The organism is Citrobacter sp. Cpo109 (assembly GCF_030332565.1).
Taxonomy (GTDB): domain Bacteria; phylum Pseudomonadota; class Gammaproteobacteria; order Enterobacterales; family Enterobacteriaceae; genus Citrobacter; species Citrobacter portucalensis.
The window spans coordinates 175,685-197,339 of the sequence record NZ_JAOWHQ010000068.1 but is presented as its reverse complement, the minus strand read 5'-3'; the positions used below and the strand labels follow the sequence as shown (position 1 = coordinate 197,339).

Annotated in this window: 17 protein-coding genes; 10 read left to right on the top strand and 7 right to left on the bottom strand. The window is 52.3% G+C overall.

The features are described 5' to 3' along the window. Entirely contained in the window at nt 1-1,311 is a 1,311-nt protein-coding gene (fucP, locus tag OGY71_RS17690) for an L-fucose:H+ symporter permease (RefSeq protein ID WP_286613504.1), read from the bottom strand. Between the two features lie 563 nt (nt 1,312-1,874). Here fucP and fucA point away from each other — a divergent pair. Beyond that, nucleotides 1,875-2,522 (top strand): L-fuculose-phosphate aldolase, encoded by a 648-nt coding sequence (fucA, locus tag OGY71_RS17685; protein WP_003825656.1) that lies wholly within the window; start codon nt 1,875-1,877, stop codon nt 2,520-2,522. Nucleotides 2,523-2,533: 11 nt separating this feature from the next. Next, nucleotides 2,534-3,682, top strand: a complete 1,149-nt coding sequence (fucO, locus tag OGY71_RS17680; protein WP_193134621.1) for a lactaldehyde reductase — start codon at nt 2,534-2,536, stop codon at nt 3,680-3,682. Nucleotides 3,683-3,758: 76 nt separating this feature from the next. On the opposite strand, the gene xni is transcribed toward fucO, so the two are convergent. The 5 genes from xni to queF form a co-directional block, all read right to left on the bottom strand. Next, complete coding sequence (xni, locus tag OGY71_RS17675) at nt 3,759-4,514, bottom strand: flap endonuclease Xni (RefSeq protein ID WP_063940943.1); 756 nt, start codon at nt 4,512-4,514, stop codon at nt 3,759-3,761. Between the two features lie 169 nt (nt 4,515-4,683). Further along, nucleotides 4,684-6,051 (bottom strand): L-serine ammonia-lyase, encoded by a 1,368-nt coding sequence (locus OGY71_RS17670; RefSeq protein WP_003034070.1) that lies wholly within the window; start codon nt 6,049-6,051, stop codon nt 4,684-4,686. A 53-nt stretch (nt 6,052-6,104) separates the two neighbouring features. After that, nucleotides 6,105-7,394, bottom strand: coding sequence for an HAAAP family serine/threonine permease (locus OGY71_RS17665; RefSeq protein ID WP_003034073.1), 1,290 nt, complete (start codon nt 7,392-7,394; stop codon nt 6,105-6,107). Nucleotides 7,395-7,954: 560 nt separating this feature from the next. Beyond that, the gene (ppnN, locus tag OGY71_RS17660; protein ID WP_003034076.1) at nt 7,955-9,319 is read right to left on the bottom strand and encodes a nucleotide 5'-monophosphate nucleosidase PpnN; all 1,365 of its coding nucleotides are present in this window, start codon (nt 9,317-9,319) and stop codon (nt 7,955-7,957) included. 113 nt (nt 9,320-9,432) lie between these two features. Continuing rightward, entirely contained in the window at nt 9,433-10,281 is an 849-nt protein-coding gene (queF, locus tag OGY71_RS17655) for an NADPH-dependent 7-cyano-7-deazaguanine reductase QueF (protein WP_003825665.1), read from the bottom strand. 68 nt (nt 10,282-10,349) lie between these two features. On the opposite strand from queF, the gene syd reads away from it, so the two are divergent. From syd to OGY71_RS17615, 8 genes are all read left to right on the top strand, one after another. After that, nucleotides 10,350-10,895, top strand: a complete 546-nt coding sequence (syd, locus tag OGY71_RS17650; RefSeq protein ID WP_286613502.1) for a SecY-interacting protein — start codon at nt 10,350-10,352, stop codon at nt 10,893-10,895. 632 nt (nt 10,896-11,527) lie between these two features. After that, nucleotides 11,528-11,857, top strand: a complete 330-nt coding sequence (locus OGY71_RS17645; protein WP_003825670.1) for a YqcC family protein — start codon at nt 11,528-11,530, stop codon at nt 11,855-11,857. Continuing rightward, on the top strand, nt 11,857-12,639 hold the full coding sequence (truC, locus tag OGY71_RS17640; RefSeq protein WP_126317471.1) for a tRNA pseudouridine(65) synthase TruC: 783 nt from the start codon (nt 11,857-11,859) through the stop codon (nt 12,637-12,639). The genes OGY71_RS17645 and truC overlap by 1 nt, the downstream gene beginning before the upstream one ends. A 19-nt stretch (nt 12,640-12,658) precedes the next feature. Further along, nucleotides 12,659-13,108, top strand: a complete 450-nt coding sequence (locus OGY71_RS17635; RefSeq protein ID WP_003825676.1) for a flavodoxin — start codon at nt 12,659-12,661, stop codon at nt 13,106-13,108. A 342-nt stretch (nt 13,109-13,450) separates the two neighbouring features. After that, the gene (gudP, locus tag OGY71_RS17630) at nt 13,451-14,803 is read left to right on the top strand and encodes a galactarate/glucarate/glycerate transporter GudP (RefSeq protein WP_003825678.1); all 1,353 of its coding nucleotides are present in this window, start codon (nt 13,451-13,453) and stop codon (nt 14,801-14,803) included. A gap of 2 nt (nt 14,804-14,805) precedes the next feature. Further along, nucleotides 14,806-16,146 carry an enolase C-terminal domain-like protein gene (locus OGY71_RS17625; RefSeq protein WP_048215648.1) on the top strand — a complete coding sequence of 447 codons (1,341 nt, stop codon included), beginning with the start codon at nt 14,806-14,808 and terminating at the stop codon, nt 16,144-16,146. 20 nt (nt 16,147-16,166) lie between these two features. Further along, nucleotides 16,167-17,507: a glucarate dehydratase gene (gene gudD, locus OGY71_RS17620; protein ID WP_286613501.1), complete on the top strand. Its 1,341-nt coding sequence runs from the start codon at nt 16,167-16,169 to the stop codon at nt 17,505-17,507. Nucleotides 17,508-17,589: 82 nt separating this feature from the next. Then, complete coding sequence (locus OGY71_RS17615; RefSeq protein WP_126317475.1) at nt 17,590-18,732, top strand: glycerate kinase; 1,143 nt, start codon at nt 17,590-17,592, stop codon at nt 18,730-18,732. Nucleotides 18,733-18,851: 119 nt separating this feature from the next. Here OGY71_RS17615 and barA read toward each other — a convergent pair whose 3' ends face one another. Further along, nucleotides 18,852-21,608 (bottom strand): two-component sensor histidine kinase BarA, encoded by a 2,757-nt coding sequence (gene barA, locus OGY71_RS17610; protein WP_003825687.1) that lies wholly within the window; start codon nt 21,606-21,608, stop codon nt 18,852-18,854. Nucleotides 21,609-21,655 lie beyond the last annotated feature (47 nt).

Here is a 21,655-nt window from a genome sequence, read left to right as displayed (position 1 = left end):
TCAGTTGGCTGCCGTTTGTGAACGGAAGCGGGCAAAAATAAAGATGATGGCGAAGCAAAGCGCCGGGACCAGTTCAGCTGTTGGGATATTGCCAGCGGCATCGCTGACAAAGCCCATCACCGGGGTCACAATGCCGCCGCCAATGATAGTCATGACGATAAAAGACGAGCCGTATTTGGTGTCTTGTCCCAGATTTTTGATCCCCAGAGAAAAAATGGTTGGGTACTGAATCGACATAAATGCACTGCACAGCGTCAGGGCCAGTAGGCCGATCTGACCACCGGTGAAGGCGGAAATGAGGCACAGGATCATGGCAAGCAGGGCATATGCGGCCAGCACTTTATGCGGTGCAAAGCGACTGATAAGCCAGGTGCCGGAGAAACGACCGATAAAGAAGCACACCATGGTGCCGGTCAGGTAGTTGGCGGCGAAACCTGGCGTCATGTCTGGGATCTCTTCGATTGCGTAGCGAATCAGGTAGCTCCAGCAGGCAGTTTGTGCACCGACGTAGCAGAACTGCGCCAGTACCGCCCAACGCCAGTGGCGAATGCGCACCAGGCGGGAAAGGGACGCGGAGAATGAACTCTGAGCGTTGTCACTGTGATCGTCACTTTGCAGGGTCGGAAACTTGGTAAACATGATCAGCAGGGCGACCAGCAAAACGACCGCGACGATGATCATATAAGGGGTTTGAACCGATAACACCAGGCTGTGCTTGTAGGCGCTTAGCTGTTCTGGCGCCATCTTATCGAGTACGTCTTGAGATTGATGTGGCACATTAGACAAAATAAGACTTTGCCCAAAAACAACCGCAATAATGGCACCAAATGAGTTAAAAGTTTGCGCGAGATTTAATCGGAAGTGACCGCCGCTTTCCGGGCCCAGTACGGTTACAAAGGGGTTGGCAGCCGTTTCCAGACAACCTAAGCCCGCCGCAATAATAAATAGGCCAATCAGGAATAAGGTGTAATTCATTACCTCAGCCGCTGGCCAGAATAATGCTGCACCGATGGCATATAAGAATAATCCGGTAATAATACCTGCTTTATAACTTAGTTTTTTCATCAGGATCCCGGCTGGGATTGGAATGACGAAATAACCAAAATAAAAAGCAGATTGAATCAGACCAGCCTGAAAGTTTGTTAATGTAAAAGCTTGCTGAAATTGTGGTAATAAAATGTCATTAAGATTATTGGCAACCGCCCAAAGAAAAAACAGTGAACAGAGTAACGCGAAGGGAATGACATAATTTTTTGTCTGCCCCCGCTCTACCGCATGAAAACTTTGTGTTTGTATTGATGTGTTTCCCATAGCATCCTCATCAGTTCATAAGCATGTTCAACAGCTTAAGAGTACGATTGGTGATTTTTACCAACCTGCTAATCCAGGTGAGTTCCGGTAACCTGCCAGATAAAATTGGCCTTCATGAATGAACTCATGAATTCATTTTCAAATAAAAACCGGCCATTAATATGATGGTGGTCACATTTATGCTCAGGGTGTGGGTTTATGTGATTATCATCACTTTAATTTCTTTAAAACAATGACCGTTTGAGGAAAATAAATTAAAAAGCCACAGGGATAATGCCCGAATTAATTAGTTAAGTGGAAAACGGGCAATGGTAACAATTTATTCGCAAATGACCGTTTTATAATGGTTTTATTAAGAACGGACATTTTGCAATTGTAATATTATGCTTGCATGTTTTTATTCATCGTTATTAGTTGATGAACATCACAAAATCCAGTGCTAAAAATTCCCTTCTCTTTATTCAGCATGATGATAGTTAGCAAATACCCGCTTAAATCAACAGAGCGTCGAGGTATTAGCAATGTTCTGTTGTCGCATTTTGACTCACTGAGAGAGGTAAGTAATGGAACGAAATACGCTGGCACGGCAGATTATCAATACCTGCCTGGAAATGACCCGTCTGGGGCTGAATCAGGGGACTGCGGGTAATGTAAGTGTGCGTTACCAGGACGGGATGTTAATTACCCCGACGGGTATTCCCTATGACAAACTCACCGAATCCCACATAGTGTACATCAATGCTGAGGGGCAGCACGAAGAAGGGAAATTACCTTCCAGCGAGTGGCGGTTCCATATGGCCGCTTATCAGACGCGTCCCGATGCTCAGGCGGTGGTCCATAATCATGCCGTGCATTGTACTGCTGTTTCTATTCTCAACCGGCCAATCCCGGCAATCCATTACATGATTGCGGCGGCTGGCGGTAACTCAATTCCCTGTGCGCCATATGCGACGTTTGGCACGCGTGAGCTTTCCGAGCACGTTGCGGTAGCGCTGAAAAACCGAAAAGCAACGCTGTTGCAGCATCATGGGCTGATCGCCTGCGAAGAAAATCTGGAAAAAGCCCTGTGGTTAGCGCATGAAGTGGAAGTGCTGGCGCAGCTTTATCTCAGCACGCTGGCGATTACCGATCCGGTTCCGGTACTGGATGATGAGGCTATCGCTATTGTGCTGGAAAAATTCAAAACATACGGATTGCGTATTGAGGAATAGGAGATAAAACGATGGCGAACAGAATGATTCTGAACGAAACGGCATGGTTTGGCCGGGGCGCTGTTGGCGCATTAACCGATGAAGTTATTCGTCGTGGTTATCGCAAAGCGTTGATTGTGACTGATAAAAATCTGGTGCAGTGCGGCGTTGTTGAGAAGGTGATTTCCCGAATGGATGCTGCAGGTCTGGCATGGGAAATCTATTCAGGCGTTATTCCTAATCCAACCATTGCGGTAGTGCAGGAAGGATTGAGTGTCTTTCAGCAAAGCGGCGCAGACTATCTGGTCGCCATTGGTGGAGGCTCCCCGCAGGATACCTGTAAAGCGATTGGCATTATTAACAATAACCCAGAGTTTGCGGATGTACGCAGCCTTGAAGGGTTATCGCCGACACGCTTCCCGAGCGTGCCAGTTATGGCTATCCCAACCACTGCGGGAACGGCGGCGGAAGTGACCATTAACTACGTGATCACTGACGAAGAGAATCGGCGTAAGTTTGTTTGTGTCGATCCACATGACATCCCGCAGGTGGCGTTCATTGATGCTGACATGATGGACGGCATGCCTGCTGCATTAAAAGCGGCTACTGGCGTAGATGCACTGACTCATGCCATTGAAGGCTACATCACGCGGGCTGCGTGGGCGCTTACCGATGCGCTGCACATTAAAGCCATCGAAATTATTGCCGGGTCATTACGTGGTTCCGTTGCGGGCGACAGCCAGGCGGGGGAAGCGATGGCTCTGGGCCAGTACGTTGCCGGGATGGGTTTCTCCAACGTAGGTCTGGGATTAGTGCATGGTATGGCACACCCGTTAGGCGCGTTCTACAACACGCCGCACGGCGTCGCGAATGCCATTTTGCTGCCGCACGTGATGCACTATAACGCCGAATTCACCGGGGAAAAATTCCGCGATATCGCCCGGGCAATGGGGGATAAGGTTGAAGGACTGACGCTGGCAGATGCACGCAAAGCGGCGGTGGATGCCGTCTTCGCCCTTAATCGCGATGTAGGTATCCCACTGCATCTACGCGATGTTGGCGTCCGTAAAGAGGATATTCCTGCGCTGGCGCAAGCCGCATTTGACGATGTTTGTACCGGGGGAAATCCGCGTGAAGCGAGCCTTGGGGATATCGTTGAGCTGTACCATACTGCCTGGTAATCACCTGGCGCTTATCCGGCCTACAGGGTAGTACGATAAGTAGGCCGGATAAGCGCAGCGCCATCCGGAAATAAGACTACCGCGCCAGCCGTAGCTGCTGTAGGTTTCCGTCGATATGTAAGTCCGTTTGCAGCCGCGCGATATCGCGGCACAAAAACGCCATCTCCCGATGTTCTTCGAGTTTCTTGCGCCATTTCTCCGGTACGTCATCCAGATGTTCATACAGCGCCTCCAGCGTTGGAAACTGTGCCAGCAGTTGTGTGGCGCTTTTAGGACCAATACCGGCAACCCCCGGTATTTTAGAACTGCTGATCCCGGCCAGTCCCCAATAATCTGGCAGCTGTTGCGGCAGTACGCCGAACTCTTTCTCGATAAACGGCGCATCCAGCCAGCGTTTCTGGAAATAATCGCGAATCCGCAGCGTTGGGGAGAGTAGCTGACAGTAGCCTTTATCGGTTGAAACGATAGTCGCCTGGTGTCCCGCCTGGCTAACTTTCACCGCCAGAGTGGCGGCTAAATCATCGGCTTCATTCCCGCTGGATACCCAGCAGCAGACGCCGCGCTGTTCAAAAGCGGCGCGTAAGGCGGACATTTCCTGGTGTAAATCGTCAGGCATCGGCGGGCGACCGGCTTTGTAGTCAGGTAACCGTTGGTGACGCCAGCCGCTGTTACGCGCTTCGTCATCAAATACCGCCACGGCGTGCGTGGGTTGACTGTGCACAATCAGCTGATCGAGCGCGTGCTGGCATGTCTCCACGCAGGGGGAGCCCTGTACGGCGTGAATACGGCGGATGAGATTCAGTGCATCAACAATGAGCAGGTGGACGGCCACTGTGTTCTCCCTAACAAATTAGTCTGTAGGGTAACATTCACGACGAGTGGAGACGAGCATTGCGAAAGAGCGCTATCCGAAAGCCTGATAAGCGAAGCGCCAGCAGGCAATAAAAGCCGGATACGGCGAGCGCCTTATCCGGCCTACAGATACGAAAATGTGCTGAGAATTAATCGCAGGTGACAATCTTCATCGCCAGACCACCACGAGAGGTTTCGCGGTATTTGGCATTCATGTCTTTACCGGTTTCGTACATGGTCTCGATAACTTTATCGAGGCACACGCGTGGTTCACTGGTACGGCGCAGCGCCATACGTGCAGCGTTCACCGCTTTAACCGAAGCAATGGCATTACGCTCAATGCACGGTACCTGAACCTGGCCGGCAACCGGGTCGCAGGTCAGACCCAGGTTGTGTTCCATACCGATTTCTGCCGCGATGCATACCTGCATTGGGCTACCGCCCAGCAGTTCAGCCAGACCAGCCGCTGCCATGGAGCAGGCGACGCCAACTTCACCCTGACAGCCGACTTCGGCACCAGAGATAGAGGCGTTCATCTTGTACAGTGAACCAATGGCGCTCGCGACCAGCATGTAGCGTGCCAGCGAGTTAGCGTTCACTTCACGGATAAACTTGTCATAATACGCCAGTACGGCAGGAACAATCCCGCATGCACCGTTGGTTGGTGCAGTCACCACGCGTCCACCGGCTGCGTTTTCTTCGTTCACGGCCAGCGCGAACATGTTGATCCAGTCAACAACCGCCATCGGGTCGGTGGTGGTTTTGTCGCTGCTGACCAGCATGCGACGCAGCGCAGCAGCACGACGCGGAACGCGCAGTTTGCCCGGCAATACACCTTCGGTGGTGATGCCGCGTTCAATCCCGCTACGCATCACTTCCCAGACGTTAGCAAAGTGCTGTTCCAGCTCTTCTTTGCTGTGCAGCGCCAGTTCGTTTTGCATCATCAGACCGGAAAGCGACAGGCCGGTTTCCTGGCAATGACGTTGCAAATCAGCTGCGGATTTATACGGATATGGCACGTTTACCGGAGAGTTGTTCGGTAAACCAAAATGTTCTTCATCAACGATGAACCCACCGCCAATGGAATAGTAAGTCTGGCTGTAAATGGCCTTTTCGCCCGCCAGTGCGGTAATGCGCATCCCGTTTTCGTGCAGGGACAGATTGTCCGCATGGAAATTCATGCACTTATCGACCGGGAACTCGACCTCATGTTGACCGTCTGCCAGCAGCAAACGCCCATGAGTATTCACATCCTGGATAAAGGACGGAATGGCATCAATGTCTACGGTATCCGGCAGATTACCCGCCAGGCCCATAATAATCGCGATGTCGGTATGGTGACCTTTCCCCGTCAGAGATAAAGAGCCATAGACATCAACCACTACGCGGGTTACGTCAGTGAGAATTCCGCGTGCAATCAGGTCATCCGTGAATTGTTTGCCTGCTTTCATCGGGCCAACAGTGTGGGAGCTGGAAGGGCCAATGCCGATTTTGAAAATATCGAATACGCTAATCATGAGGCGTCCATTGTGTATCGAGGTGCGCCGCCCCGAGGAGCGGCGCAGGGGAATTAACTGAACAGAGAGTAGAAAATAGCGGAGATAGCGATCAGGCCCATAATCACAACGAAGACGTTGCTGATATGGCCGCTGTACTTACGCATTGCCGGTACTTTCTGAATGGCATACATCGGCATCAGGAACAGAATCATCGCGATGATTGGGCCACCCAGGGTCTCAATCATGCCGAGGATGCTTGGGTTCAGCGTCGCCACAATCCAGGTGGTTACCAGCATGAACAGCGCAGTGATTTTGTTCAGTTTGTTGATTTCGATGGATTTGCCTTTGCCGCGCAGAGACTTAATCACCATACCATTGAAGCCTTCACGTGCGCCCAGGTAGTGGCCCAGGAAGGATTTGGTGATAGCGATAATCGCGATGATCGGTGCCATCCAGGCAATAATCGGCGCGTTAAAGTGGTTCGCCAGGTAAGACAGAATCGAGATGTTCTGCTCTTTCGCTGCTGCCAGGTCTGCCGGAGTCAGGCTGAATACGCAGCTGAAGACGAAGAACATAACGGTCAGTACCATCATGATGTGAGCGAATGCCAGAATCTTGGAGCATTTTTTCTCTGCTTCATCACCGTACTCTTCACGCTTCGCCACGGCGAAGGAGGAGATGATCGGGGAGTGATTGAAGGAGAACACCATTACCGGAATTGCCAGCCACAGGGTCAACAGCAGGCCGTTGCCGGTGGTTGCCGCAGAGTCAAAAGACATGGTTTCCAGAATCGCACCGCTCCACTGAGGGATCAGGTACAGCGCCAGCAGCATCAGCGCCGCAACGAACGGGAATACCAGGATGCTCATCGCCTTAACGATCATCTGCTCACCGAAGCGCACGATGGTCATCATGCCGACAATCAGGATCAGTGACAGGATTGCGCGCGGCGGCGGCGTAATCGCCAGCTGGTGGGTCAGGAAGCTTTCAACCGTGTTGGTGATGGCTACGCTGTAAACCAACAGAATCGGGTAGATAGCGAAGAAGTAGAGCAGGGTAATCAGTTTACCTGCACCAACACCAAAGTGTTCTTCTACAACTTCGGTGATGTCTTCACCCGGATTTTTACCGGACAGCACAAAGCGAGTCAGGCCACGGTGTGCAAAGAAGGTCATTGGGAAGGCAAGGATCGCCATGATGATCAGCGGGATCATACCGCCTACGCCTGCGTTAATCGGCAGGAACAATACACCCGCCCCAATCGCCGTGCCGTAAAGGCCCAGCATCCACATGGTGTCTGTTTTGCGCCATGCGCTGCGGGTCTGGCCCGTAACGATAGTGCTGGTTTGAGTGTTTTCCATCTATTTCTCCTGGAGGAAGCTTAAAAAGTCGGGTTTGGGGTCAATCCAATGAGAAAGTACCCGACTGTAAATCGAAATTCGTTGAGCGATTTTTATATAATTTTTCGCCGTAATAATTTTCGGGCGGAAAGATACATTTTAGTAATGAATGTATCAGTGATCGGGATCCCAAATGCAATAATCCACCTTTTATGTGGATAAATTTGGGCCATTAATCTGTTAAAAAATAGTCAAAGCGAATTTACGGGCGCGAAGGCTAACATTAACGACATATCTCATGAAAGCGAAGGCGCGAAGATAGGCGTGTTCAGCTGTAAAAACTGTTGTTTTTAGATGATTTCGGCGACTAATAATAATTTTCTAAGATAAATCACGGTTGGTTTTTCAAAGTAATCGTTTGCGTAGCTCGCTGTTTTTTATGAATCATCACTGGCATTTATATGATTGTCGGAGCTATGTGACTGGTATCACTAAAAAAAGCCGGGAGGCAAGTGCGCCAAACCCGGCTTTGATATGGACAAAACTGTCACCGCTATAGCGCTGCTAGCGGGTGTTGAAGGTTAGGCGCAGATCTCGTAACAAGGGATATACGCAGTGCCCGGTAACTTCATACGATGTTGTGCAACAAAGCCCTGCAGGAGATCGTCCATGCGGCGCATCATTTCGCGGTCACCGTGGATTTTGTACGGGCCAAACTCTTCAATAGCGCGGATCCCGACTTCCTTCACGTTACCTGCCACAATACCGGAGAATGCACGCCGTAAATCGGCGGCCAATACTTCAACGGGTTGATCCGGGTACAGCTTCAGGTTGGCCATGTTTTCATGGGACGGCTCGAACGGCATCTGCAGATCGGGCGCGATACGAATCGACCAGTTAAAGCTGTAAGCATCTCCTGTGTCGCGACGGTTTTCTTTCACCAGCGGCATCGCTTTTTTCATCAGACGCGCCACTTCTGCCGCATCGTCAATGATGATGCGATAGTGGCGACGCGCATCTTCCCCCAGCGTGTGCACGATAAATTCGTCCAGCACGCGGAAGTAATCCGCACTCTCTTTTGGTCCGGTCAGGATCAGCGGTAGAACCTGATCTTTGTTGGCAGGATTCATCAGGATCCCCAGCAGATACAGCAGCTCTTCTGCTGTCCCTACGCCACCCGGGAAGATGATAATACCGTGGGCGATACGCACGAACGCTTCCAGACGTTTTTCAATGTCCGGCATGATGATCAGTTCGTTTACCAGCGGGTTAGGCGGTTCAGCGGCGATGATTGACGGTTCGGTCATGCCAATAAAGCGGCTGTCTTTGTATCGCTGCTGGGCGTGGCCGACCGCAGCGCCTTTCATTGGCGCTTCCATCGCCCCCGGACCGCAGCCGGTACAGATGTTTAGTTCGCGCAGGCCCAGTTGGGTGCCGACGCGACGGGCGTACAGGTATTCATTCTCGTTGATTGAGTGACCGCCCCAGCAGACGACCATGTTCGGCGCTTCACCAACGTGCAGCGCCCGTGCATTACGCAGGATCGAGAATACGAGGTTGGTAATATGCACCGAGCTTTCGAGATCCAGATGCTGAAAACGACCAGCGTTATGGATCTGGCCATTGACGAACAGAATGTCACGCAGCACGGCAAACAGGTTTGCCTGTAGCGCACGAATAATGCGTCCGTCAACAAACGCATCTTCAGGTGGGTTGATCAGTTCCAGCTTCACGCCCCGTTCGCGGCGCAGTACGTTAATATCGAAACTTTCAAAGCGTGACAGCAGTTCTTTGCTGTTGTCGGTCAAACTGCCGGAGTTCAGAACGGCAAGCGAACAGTTACGAAACAGTTGATACAGGTCGCTGCTGGCCGTGCGTTTAAGCATATCGACTTCCAGCTGCGACAACATGTCCATTGAGCCAAGCGGGCTAATATGTGTAATCAAGTAAACTCCTTATGGGACGCAACACGTCATTCCCTATTGATTACAATAGCCCTGGCTTATGACCTTTCACAACCTTGCGCGCGGAATCCGACACGCAAAATTGAGAAAAAAGATTACTGACGTACCAGACGACCGGTTGCCGGAGTGAAATCGGTGTTGGTGCGCCATGGGTTAATGTCCAGGCCGCCACGTCGCGTGTAGCGTGCGTAGACGCTCAGTTTCTCTGGCTGGCAGAAGCGCAGAATGTCATTGAAAATACGTTCCACGCACTGCTCATGAAATTCATTATGGTGGCGGAAGGAGACCAGATAACGCAGCAGCTTCTCTCTGTCGATTTTCCGTCCACGATACTGAATTTGTATGGAGCCCCAGTCGGGTTGATGGGTAATCAGACAGTTGGATTTCAGCAGGTGGCTGACCAGCGTCTCTTCCACTGCTTTTTCACCGCTCACGGCATTTTCCAGATACGCAGTGCTGAACTGGTAGTTGTCGATGACGATATCCTGATTGTCGATACAGGTCCCATTAAAGTGGGCTATCGGCTGCCCTTCCAGTTCGTCAAGGCGGTACAGCGCCACGCTGACATCACCTTGAGCGCAGGCGCGAAGATCGTTTTCCAGTGTCTGGCGTACCGCGTCCCAGGAATCAAAACGCGTCTGGTTAAAACTGTTCAGGTAAAGCTTAAAGCTTTTCGACTCAATCAGATTTACGCTGGTGTAATCCAGTTCCACGTGACCGACCGCGACTTGCGGTAAGCCGTTGGCATTCAGCCACGACAGTTCATATAGCGTCCAGATATCCGCACCGTGAAAAGGCAAGTTATCGGCCTTTAAATCCAGCGGGTCGCGATTCAGGCTGCGCGGAACGCCCTGCAACAGACTTGCATCGTAATTGTCTCGGTAATCCGTTGATTTACCAAGAGTCAGGCCGTTAAGCGCCTGATGATTTTCATAAGAGGACATGTTTCACCGTCATAAACCAGATACACTATGCGACAAGTGTATCCTGGCTTTTGTGAAGAGAGAAATCAGTGGACGAATTGACAGCGCAGGCGTTGATAGCCTTTACGACGCGTTATTGCGACGCATGGCATGAAAAAAACAACAGTTGGCCGCTCAGCGAAGAGCTGTATGGCGTACCTTCTCCGTGTATCATTTCTTCCACAGACGATGCCGTATTTTGGCGGCCTCAACCTTTTGTCGGCGAAAATAACCTCAATGCGGTTGAACGGGCCTTTGATATTGTGGTACAATCTGCCGTTCACGCTTTTTACACCACCCAGTTTGCTGGTGATATGCACGCGCAGTTTGCGGATGAAAAGCTCACGCTGCTGCAAACCTGGAGTGAAGATGACTTCAGGCGCGTTCAGGAAAACCTGATTGGTCATCTGGTTACGCAAAAGCGCCTCAAGCTATCACCTACGCTTTTTATTGCCACACAAGATAATGAGCTTGACGTCATTTCGGTGTGCAATCTGTCCGGTGAAGTGTGCAAAGAAACGCTGGGAACCCGTAAACGAACGGTGCTGGCGGCTTCACTTGCGGAATTCCTCACTCAACTTAAGCCAGTTCTGTAATCCAGTTTGCCCTGAATCTTGTGAGAGATCTCTTACAAACCCTGTAGGACATTGCCAGGTGATAAGTAAAGACTTAATGAATTGATAAAATAATAATTTATTATTATTCAATTGGTTAGTGTTTTATTGTCAACTTTCATACGAAAATAATCGTAAGGGTAAGCCTGTAAGCATCTTGTAAGACAAAGCGAAACAGGCGATTCTATATCTGTCGACAAGGAGTCGCACAACGAAGAGAACATCAGGATGATGGCTCTTCGCCAGGACACACCAGGACGGTGTTGCAAGGACAGGCTTCAGGACGAAGCAAAGAGGAAGACGCTGGATGCGTTAAAGGACACCTCCAGGATGGAGAATGAGAGCCGGTCAGGATGTTCGGCGGGTCTGGATGGCCAGGATACTTCAGGATGAAGTTTTCACATCGGGGTGATGTGAGCAGGATGCAAAAGTTCAGGATGAACATGGTCGTAAGACCACAGGAAAAGTTGTCACGGATGAGCAGGGAGCACTAAAAGTAGCTGGAATGCTGCGAAACGAACCGGGAGCACTGTTTTTACAGTGCTCCCTTTTTTTATTTCCCTTCACTAGTGTTATTCTCCGCGCCAGATTTTTTCATCATTGAGGTTAATTTCATGACGACTCATGACCGTGTGCGCCAGCAGTTACACGCACTTGAAGCGCTACTGCGTGAACATCATCACTGGCGGATGGATGAGCCAGCAGAGCATCTGTTTACCAGTACGCAGCCTTTTTGTATGGATACCATGGAGCCGGTCGAGTGGCTGCAGTGGGTGTTGATTCCCCGCATGCATACGTTGATTGATAACGCGCAGCCGCTTCCGCAGGCTTTTGCCGTCGCACCGTATTACGAAATGGCGCTGGCAGCCGATCACCCGCAACGCGACATTCTCCTGGCTGCATTGCAGGAGCTGGATGCGCTGTTTACAAGTGATAACGCCTGATGCTGGAAATTCTTTATCAGGACGAATGGCTGGTCGCCGTCAATAAACCTTCGGGCTGGTTGGTTCACCGCAGTTGGCTCGACCGGGATGAGAAAGTGGTGGTGATGCAAACGGTGCGCGACCAAATTGGTCAGCACGTATTTACCGCCCATCGACTCGACAGACCAACCTCCGGCGTGCTGCTGATGGGACTGTCCAGCGAAGCCGGGCGTTTACTGTCCCAGCAGTTTGAACATCATCAAATTCAGAAACGCTATCATGCGATTGTGCGTGGCTGGCTGATGGATGATGCCGTGCTGGATTATCCGCTGGTCGAAGAGCTGGATAAGATTGCCGATAAGTTTGCCCGCGATGATAAAGGCCCGCAGCCTGCTGTCACCCATTATCGTGGCCTGGCAACGGTAGAAATGCCGGTAGCGACCGGGCGTTATCCGACTACCCGTTACGGGCTGGTGGAGCTGGACCCTAAAACCGGTCGCAAGCACCAGCTCAGACGCCATCTGGCGCACTTGCGCCATCCGATTATCGGCGACAGCAAGCATGGTGATTTGCGGCAAAACCGCAGCGCCGCGGAGCATTTCGGTTGCCAGAGATTGATGCTGCATGCCAGCCAGCTTGCGCTGACCCATCCTTTCACCGGCGAACCGCTGGTTATTCGCGCCGGGCTGGATGACGTCTGGATGCAGGCGTTATCACAGTTTGGCTGGCGTGGACTTCTCTCTGAGAATGAAAGGGTTGAGTTCAGCGGGCTGTCAGGTCAGGATGAGCAGATAGATTCTTAAGTCCCAGGAGATTACGGTTATGGCGGAAATTGGAATTTTTGTCGGCACGATGTACGGAAACGCGCTGCTGGTTGCCGAAGAGGCCGAAGCTATTTTGACGGCGCAGGGTCATAAAGCTACGGTGTTCGAAGATCCGGAGCTTAGCGACTGGCAGGCATATCAGGATAAATATGTACTGGTGGTGACTTCCACGACCGGGCAGGGCGATCTGCCGGATAGCATCGTGCCGCTGTTTCAAGGGATCAAAGATAATCTCGGTTTCCAGCCAAATCTGCATTACGGGGTAATTGGGCTGGGCGACAGTAGCTACGTTAATTTCTGCAATGGCGGCAAACAGTTCGATGCCTTGTTGCAGGAACAAAGCGCCCACCGTGTAGGAGAAATGCTGCTGATTGATGCCAGCGAGCATCCTGAACCGGAAAGCGAATCCAATCCCTGGGTAGAAAACTGGGGAACCTTGCTTAAGTAACTCCCTCGCTCGTACGGGCTGCAACCCCCATTTGAACCGCAAGCCGGGCCAGGCGAAGCCGCCACCCGGCAATAAAACCCCAATTACGTGAACTAACTTCCACTACTTTGGGCTTATGCCCCAAACAACTTCTCACTGCCTCCCTAATGTTGTGTTCATGCACGGTGAGGGCAAGTGGCACTCCTTCATATACTTTTCCCGTCAGTTCCCGGAATGGCAGCGAGTCAGAATAAAACGGCCCTGAGCTGTACCAACACTGCCACACACTAACCTCTCATTCTGATCACCCTACAGGTGCTGTACAGAATGAACTGGCGAAAGCCAGGATTCAGGAGTGCAACAATGAGTTCATTAAGTCAGGCGGCGAGCAGCGCGGAAAAACGCACTAACGCTCGCTACTGGATAGTGGTGATGCTGTTTATCGTCACATCCTTCAACTACGGCGATCGCGCCACCTTATCCATTGCCGGTTCGGAGATGGCCAAAGACATTGGTCTGGATGCGGTAGGGATGGGGTATGTATTCTCCGCTTTCTCATGGGCCTATGTTATCGGCCAGATTCCTGGCGGCTGGTTGCTCGACCGCTTTGGTTCAAAACGCGTTTATTTCTGGTCCATCTTTATTTGGTCCATGTTTACCCTGTTGCAGGGTTTTGTCGATATCTTCAGTGGTTTCGGCATTATCGTTGCGCTGTTTACTCTGCGTTTCCTCGTCGGTTTAGCTGAAGCGCCCTCCTTCCCCGGCAACAGTCGTATTGTGGCGGCGTGGTTCCCGGCACAGGAAAGGGGCACGGCGGTCGCTATCTTTAACTCTGCGCAATACTTTGCCACCGTTATCTTCGCGCCAATCATGGGTTGGCTGACCCATGAAGTGGGCTGGTCGCATGTGTTCTTTTTTATGGGCGGCCTCGGGATCATTATCAGCTTCGTCTGGCTGAAGGTGATTCATGAACCGAACCAGCACCCGGGCGTAAACCAAAAAGAGCTGGAGTACATTGCCGAAGGTGGGGCGCTGATCAACATGGATCAGGCGGCAGCCAAAACTAAAGTGCCGTTTAGCGTGAAGTGGGGGCAAATCAAACAGCTGCTGGGTTCACGGATGATGATCGGGATTTACATCGGCCAATACTGCATTAACGCGCTGACCTACTTCTTTATCACCTGGTTCCCGGTTTATCTGGTGCAGGCTCGCGGTATGTCGATTTTGAAAGCTGGCTTTGTTGCTTCGGTTCCGGCCATTTGCGGATTCGCCGGCGGCGTGCTCGGCGGCATTATTTCCGACTGGCTGATGCGTCGTACCGGTTCGCTGAATATCGCCCGTAAAACGCCAATCGTACTCGGTATGCTGCTGTCGATGGTGATGGTGTTCTGTAACTACGTCAATGTGGAGTGGATGATCATCGGCTTTATGGCGCTGGCCTTCTTCGGCAAAGGTATCGGTGCGCTGGGCTGGGCGGTGATGGCTGATACCGCACCTAAAGAAATCAGCGGTCTGAGCGGCGGTTTGTTCAACATGTTTGGCAACATCTCCGGCATCGTCACGCCAATTGCTATCGGCTACATCGTCGGGACTACCGGCTCGTTTAACGGCGCGTTGATTTACGTCGGGGTACATGCGCTGATTGCGGTGGTGAGCTATCTGGTGCTGGTGGGCGATATTAAACGTATCGAACTGAAACCTGTCGCAGGACAATGATGATGACAACACAATCAAGTCCCGTTATTACCGATATGAAGGTCATCCCGGTGGCCGGTCATGACAGCATGCTGCTCAATATTGGCGGCGCGCATAACGCATACTTTACTCGTAATATCGTGGTGCTCACCGATAATGCCGGAAACACCGGTGTCGGTGAAGCGCCAGGTGGCGAAGTGATTTATCAGACGCTGGTGGATGCGATTCCGCAGGTGTTGGGCCAGGAAGTCGCGCGCCTGAATAAGGTGGTGCAGCAGGTGCATAAAGGCAACCAGGCCGCTGATTTTGACACCTTTGGCAAAGGCGCCTGGACCTTTGAACTACGGGTCAATGCGGTAGCGGCGCTGGAAGCCGCATTGCTCGACCTGCTGGGTAAGGCGCTGAACGTGCCGGTTTGTGAACTGTTAGGGCCGGGCAAGCAGCGCGATGCGGTCACCGTACTCGGCTATCTGTTCTACGTGGGCGATCGCACAAAGACCGATTTACCGTATCTGGAAAGCACGCCGGGAAACCATGAGTGGTATCACCTGCGTCATCAGCAAGCGATGAATAGTGAGGCTGTGGTACGTCTGGCTCAGGCTTCGCAGGATCGCTACGGCTTTAAAGATTTCAAACTCAAGGGTGGTGTACTGCCTGGCGAGCAGGAAATCGACACCGCTCGTGCGCTGAAAAAATGCTTCCCGGATGCACGTATTACGGTTGATCCCAACGGTGCCTGGCTGCTGGATGAAGCCATCTCCCTGTGTAAAGGGCTGAACGATGTTCTGACCTACGCCGAAGATCCATGCGGCGCCGAACAGGGTTTTTCTGGCCGCGAAGTGATGGCCGAGTTCCGCCGTGCAACCGGTCTGCCGGTAGCAACGAACATGATAGCCACCAACTGGCGTGAAATGGGCCATGCGGTGATGCTGAATTCAGTAGATATTCCGCTGGCCGATCCGCACTTCTGGACCCTTTCTGGCGCGGTACGCGTGGCACAGTTATGCGACGACTGGGGCCTGACCTGGGGCTGCCATTCTAACAATCATTTTGATATTTCGCTGGCGATGTTCACCCACGTTGGTGCGGCTGCACCGGGTAATCCAACGGCTATTGATACCCACTGGATCTGGCAGGAGGGCGATTGCCGCCTGACCAAAAATCCGCTGGAGATTAAAAACGGAAAAATTGCGGTACCCGATGCGCCCGGTCTGGGCGTGGAACTGGACTGGGATCAGGTACAGAAAGCGCATGAAGCCTATAAGGCGCTGCCCGGTGGCGCGCGTAATGACGCAGGCCCAATGCAGTATCTGATCCCCGGATGGACTTTTGACCGTAAACGTCCCGTTTTCGGCCGCCACTAATTTTGAATAAGGACTTAATTATGAGCGCACAATTTTCTACCCCATTGGTTACCTCTATGCAGGTTATTCCGGTTGCGGGTCATGACAGCATGCTGATGAACCTGAGCGGCGCACATGCTCCGTTCTTCACGCGCAATATTGTGATTATTAAAGATAACTCCGGTCATACCGGCGTGGGTGAAATTCCCGGCGGCGAAAAAATCCGCAAAACGCTGGAAGATGCGATCCCGTTGGTGGTAGGTAAAACGTTAGGTGAATACAAAAACGTGCTGAATGCGGTACGCAATACTTTTGCCGATCGTGATGCGGGCGGTCGCGGTTTGCAGACCTTCGATTTACGTACCACTATTCATGTGGTTACTGGGATCGAAGCGGCCATGTTGGATCTGTTAGGTCAGCATTTGGGCGTAAACGTCGCCTCTTTGCTGGGGGATGGCCAGCAGCGTAGCGAAGTTGAAATGTTGGGTTACCTGTTCTTCGTGGGTAACCGTAAGGCAACGCCGCTGCCGTACCAGAGTCAGCCGGATGAGAAATGCGACTGGTATCGTCTGCGTCATGAAGAAGCGATGACCCCGGATGAGGTAGTGCGCCTGGCGGAAGCCGCATATGAGAAGTATGGTTTTAATGATTTTAAACTGAAAGGCGGCGTGCTGGCCGGGGAAGAGGAAGCAGAATCTATCGTTGCGCTGGCGAAGCGCTTCCCGCAGGCCCGCGTCACGCTGGATCCGAACGGCGCGTGGTCGCTAAATGAAGCGATTAAGATCGGCAAATATCTGAAGGGTTCTCTGGCCTATGCGGAAGATCCGTGCGGTGCCGAGCAGGGCTTCTCAGGTCGTGAAGTGATGGCGGAATTCCGTCGCGCCACCGGTCTGCCGACCGCCACCAACATGATCGCCACCGACTGGCGTCAGATGGGGCATACGCTGTCGTTGCAGTCTGTTGATATCCCACTGGCGGACCCGCACTTCTGGACCATGCAGGGTTCTGTCCGTGTGGCGCAGATGTGCCATGAGTTCGGGCTGACCTGGGGATCGCACTCTAACAACCACTTTGATATTTCGCTGGCGATGTTTACGCATGTTGCGGCGGCGGCTCCGGGTAAAATAACCGCTATCGATACCCACTGGATCTGGCAGGAAGGCAATCAGCGCTTGACCAAAGAGCCGTTTGAAATCAAAGGTGGCATGGTGCAGGTTCCGGCAAAACCGGGTCTGGGCGTGGAGCTGGATATGGATCAGGTCATGAAAGCGCATGAACTGTACCAGCAACATGGACTGGGTGCGCGTGATGATGCGATGGGTATGCAGTATCTTATCCCGAACTGGACGTTTGATAATAAGCGTCCGTGCATGGTTCGCTAAGTGATCCAGGACCGCTCCTATAGAGTGAGCGGTTTTGCTCCTGGTGTATGCTTAACATAGTCAACATGCGTAAGGATGCTTTATGAAAATAGTAATCGCACCAGATTCCTATAAGGAAAGTTTGAGTGCGCTTGAGGTGGCAACGGCTATAGAGCAGGGGTTTCGTGAGATCTGGCCCGATGCGGATTACGTGAAGATTCCGGTTGCAGATGGCGGTGAAGGAACGGTCGAAGCGATGGTTGCCGCAACGCAAGGTCACCTTGTGCATGTTGATGTTACCGGCCCTTTGGGCAACACAATTCAGGCATTTTATGGTTTATCTGGTGATGAGCGCTCGGCGTTTATCGAAATGGCGGCCGCCAGCGGACTGGAACAGGTTCCTGTGGGGTTACGCGACCCGCTGAAAACGACATCCTGGGGAACCGGGGAGTTAATCCGTCATGCGCTGGACGCTGGCGTTGAACATATCATCATTGGGATTGGCGGTAGCGCCACCAATGATGGCGGTGCCGGGATGGTGCAAGCGCTGGGAGCAAAACTGCTGGATGCGCAAAATAACGAAATTGCGCAAGGCGGAATCGGTCTGGAATCTCTGTCCCGGATTGATATTTCTCAGTTAGACAGCCGTCTTGCCGGGTGCCGTATTGAAGTTGCTTGCGATGTGACTAACCCGTTGACTGGAAAAAAGGGCGCATCTGCGGTTTTTGGTCCGCAAAAAGGGGCGACGCCGGAGATGATTACCCGCCTGGATCGGGCGCTCACGCACTATGCGCAACTCATTGCCCGCGATCTGGACGTCAACGTGCTGGATCTGGCCGGTGGTGGTGCGGCTGGTGGTATGGGGGCGGCGCTGTATGCGTTTTGCGGCGCACAGTTACGCTGCGGTATTGAGATAGTGACCGATGCGTTACACCTTGATGCCTGCGTTGCGGATGCGGATTTAGTTGTCACGGGTGAAGGGCGCATTGATAGTCAGACTATTCACGGTAAGGTTCCGGTTGGCGTGGCGAAGGTCGCAAAGCGTTACAACAAGCCGGTTATCGGTATCGCAGGTAGCCTGACGGCCGATGTCGGTGTGGTCCATGAGCATGGGCTGGATGCGGTTTTCAGCGTCATCTACTCCATTTGTACCCTGGATGAGGCGCTGAAGAACGCGAGCGACAACGTACGAATGACGGCGCGAAACGTAGCCGCAACGCTTAAAGCAGGGCAGCAATTACGCTGAGTTGTAGGGCGTTTACGCCGCATTCGGCGATGTGCCCGATGCGTGACGCTTATCGTGCCTACGGTAAACAGCGAAACCTGTAGACCGGATAAGGCGGTCACGCCGCCTTCCGGCAAATATTACCCCAACAGCTTCTTTGCTTCGCGTGCAACGTTGTCCATCTCATCCAGAAGCTCTAAAAACTCAGGTTCCAGCTCTTCTTCTTTGGTTCCACTGCGTAGCTGTTGTTCAATGAGCTGACACAGGTTTTTCATGCGGGGGACACCACTATAACCGCAACTGCCGTGCAGCTTGTGAATCATATCCACTAGCCCTTCGGGGTTCTCTCCGACCAGTTGCTCTTCGATTTTGTTACGCACCTCAGGCAGAAAATCGATCAGCATTTGCAGCATATCCCGCGCCAAATCGTTCTTACCCGCGGCTTGCCTTAATGCCAGTTGCCAGTCGAGCGTCGTGTTCGGATTGACGACTGGCTCAAGAGGTTCTGCGGTGAGTGCCCGCAGCGATGTGCTTGCACCCGGTTTGTAACGTAACAGCAGATTATGTAGCTTATCTTCCTCGATAGGCTTCGCCAGGTAATCGTTCATCCCGGCGCTGAGCAGCTTCTCTTTCTGCCCGGCCATGGCGTGTGCGGTGACCGCAATGACAGGTGTCTGCTGTTGATGAGGAAGCTGGTGGATAAGTTCACAAGCGCGAATGCCGTCCATATCAGGCATCTGAATATCCATCAGGATCAGATCAAATTGCATTTGTCTGGCGCGATCCACCGCCTGATGCCCGCTGTCGCAGAGCACGACGTGCTGTACCTTATCTTCCAGCAATGCGCCAATCAGCTTGAGGTTCGCCGGGTTGTCGTCTACCGCCATGACGGTCATCGCGATTTTGCTCTCGTCTACCAGCAGCGGATCCGCGCTGTGGTTCAGCTGACAATACTCTGTCAGCGCAGGCAGTAAGCGGGTTGAGGTGAGCGGTTTCAACAGACACGCCGCCGCGCCGCCCTGTTTTAACTTCTCGGCGTTAATCTGCGCATGGCAAGGGAGGGCCAGTAACAAAAAGTCGGTCATCGCCGCTGCGCTTGCCAGCCGCTCATGCTGCATGGTGAGCGGTTCGCGTAAAGTGACCGGAATGCCGAGCAGCAGAATATCGTAGTGATCCTTCGGCAGCCCGGAGAATGAAGGGCTGTAAATCACCTCCAGCGGTGTTTCACTCAATATATCTAACGTGCATTGTGCGGCGGTGGCGTTAGGTTCGACGTAGGCCAGTCGTTTACCGGCCAGGCAGAGTGTGGTTGAGCGGTCAACGAGAACATTAGGGTTAAGATCGAGGCTGATATGGAACCAGAACGTGGAGCCCCGGTTCGGCTGGCTGTGGAAGGAGATATCCCCACCCATTTCGTTGACCAGTTTTTGCGTAATGACCAGGCCTAGCCCGGTTCCGCCATGACGCCGGGAAATACTGGCATCCGCCTGGCGGAAGGCCTGGAACAGACGGGATTGATCGCGCTCAGGAATACCGATCCCGGTATCGCGGATTTGTACTTCAATTTGCACTTTCGTGTTACTAAGGGCTCGCTTCTCGACCAGGATGTCGATGTTGCCGCCTTCGGTAAATTTGATGGCATTGCCGACCAGATTGGTGATCACCTGCTGTAAACGCAACGGGTCACCGATGACGTTGTCCGGTACGTCATTCTTAATATTCAGCGTCAGCTCAAGCCCTTTATCATGGGATGAATGTGCTAACAGTGTGACGACATCATCCAGCGTGCTGCGCAGCGGGAACGGAATGCTTTCCAGAATCAGCTTGCCCGCCTCAAGTTTGGAGAAGTCGAGTACATCATTGATGATGGCCAGCAGATTGTTAGCTGAGCGTTCAATGGTATTCAGGTGATCGCGCTGTGTGGTGTTGAGTTCGGTTTTTAGCGTCAGACGGGTGAAGCCAATCACGCCATTCAGCGGTGTTCGCAGCTCGTGGGACATGTTTGCCAGAAACTCAGACTTAATACGTGCCGCTTCCTGGGCGCGTTTCTTCGCCAGATCCAGCTCGACGTTCTGGATTTCCATCTGCTCCAGCGTTTCGCGCAGGTCAGAGGTGGCCTGATCGATGTTGTGCTGCATCTCTTCATGGTAAGCCGCGAGAGACATTGCCATCGAGTTGATGCCATTTTTAAGCATATCCAGCTCGCCCAGCATGAAACCTTCCACGCGGCTGTCGAGCTGTCCTCTACGTATTCGGTCAACGGTATTCACCATATTGCGAATCGGGCCGGTCACGTCGCGCATAAGACGCCAGCCGAAAATTAACGCGATACCAATACAAAACAGCATCATTACGCTGGAGATAAAGATCTCTTTGTACTGCTGCAATCGTACGGACTTAAGGTCCAGCTCAAGCGCCACATACCCCAGCATATTTTTGGTGTTTTTGGCGTCGCTTACGGCGGATTCATCCGGTGAATAGCTTTCCGATATAATAGGGGTTCGCAGGATCATGATATCCCCGTGCCGGGTGACGCTCAGCTTACGGGGAAACGGTGAACCGGTCGCCAACTGCATTTCAGACGGATCGAGATGAAAATTAGAGGTGACGAACAGTCGGTTATTTTCGTCATAAACAGAAATTGCCCGCACGATATCGGAATGGCGACGATGCAGCACGCTGATAAGCTGGCCGATGGATTCCCTGTTTTGCAGGTTCATGCCATATTCGCTGGAGACCGCGAGTGGTTCAATGATGCTGGCACCAGCATCTTCCAGTTGACGCTGCAAGTCGTTATAGCGATGCACAACAAAAAAGATACTGAGCAACAAACCTATCAGGACGGTCGGGGCCAGGATCAGAATCATCATGCGTGCGCGCAGGCTGTAGTTGGTCATGGAGTTCCGTTATGGGACAATTAGGGTCACACTGTTAAATAGAGAAA

What these genes read in the sequence shown, in the direction of transcription:
- gudD (WP_286613501.1), top strand. Translation starts at nt 16,167, where the DNA reads ATGAGCGCACAATTTTCTACCCCATTGGTTACCTCTATGCAGGTTATT.
- OGY71_RS17615 (WP_126317475.1), top strand. Translation starts at nt 17,590, where the DNA reads ATGAAAATAGTAATCGCACCAGATTCCTATAAGGAAAGTTTGAGTGCG.
- gudP (WP_003825678.1), top strand. Translation starts at nt 13,451, where the DNA reads ATGAGTTCATTAAGTCAGGCGGCGAGCAGCGCGGAAAAACGCACTAAC.
- queF (WP_003825665.1), bottom strand. Translation starts at nt 10,281, where the DNA reads ATGTCCTCTTATGAAAATCATCAGGCGCTTAACGGCCTGACTCTTGGT.
- OGY71_RS17645 (WP_003825670.1), top strand. Translation starts at nt 11,528, where the DNA reads ATGACGACTCATGACCGTGTGCGCCAGCAGTTACACGCACTTGAAGCG.
- truC (WP_126317471.1), top strand. Translation starts at nt 11,857, where the DNA reads ATGCTGGAAATTCTTTATCAGGACGAATGGCTGGTCGCCGTCAATAAA.
- OGY71_RS17635 (WP_003825676.1), top strand. Translation starts at nt 12,659, where the DNA reads ATGGCGGAAATTGGAATTTTTGTCGGCACGATGTACGGAAACGCGCTG.
- OGY71_RS17625 (WP_048215648.1), top strand. Translation starts at nt 14,806, where the DNA reads ATGACAACACAATCAAGTCCCGTTATTACCGATATGAAGGTCATCCCG.
- fucO (WP_193134621.1), top strand. Translation starts at nt 2,534, where the DNA reads ATGGCGAACAGAATGATTCTGAACGAAACGGCATGGTTTGGCCGGGGC.
- OGY71_RS17665 (WP_003034073.1), bottom strand. Translation starts at nt 7,394, where the DNA reads ATGGAAAACACTCAAACCAGCACTATCGTTACGGGCCAGACCCGCAGC.
- fucA (WP_003825656.1), top strand. Translation starts at nt 1,875, where the DNA reads ATGGAACGAAATACGCTGGCACGGCAGATTATCAATACCTGCCTGGAA.
- fucP (WP_286613504.1), bottom strand. Translation starts at nt 1,311, where the DNA reads ATGGGAAACACATCAATACAAACACAAAGTTTTCATGCGGTAGAGCGG.
- barA (WP_003825687.1), bottom strand. Translation starts at nt 21,608, where the DNA reads ATGACCAACTACAGCCTGCGCGCACGCATGATGATTCTGATCCTGGCC.
- OGY71_RS17670 (WP_003034070.1), bottom strand. Translation starts at nt 6,051, where the DNA reads ATGATTAGCGTATTCGATATTTTCAAAATCGGCATTGGCCCTTCCAGC.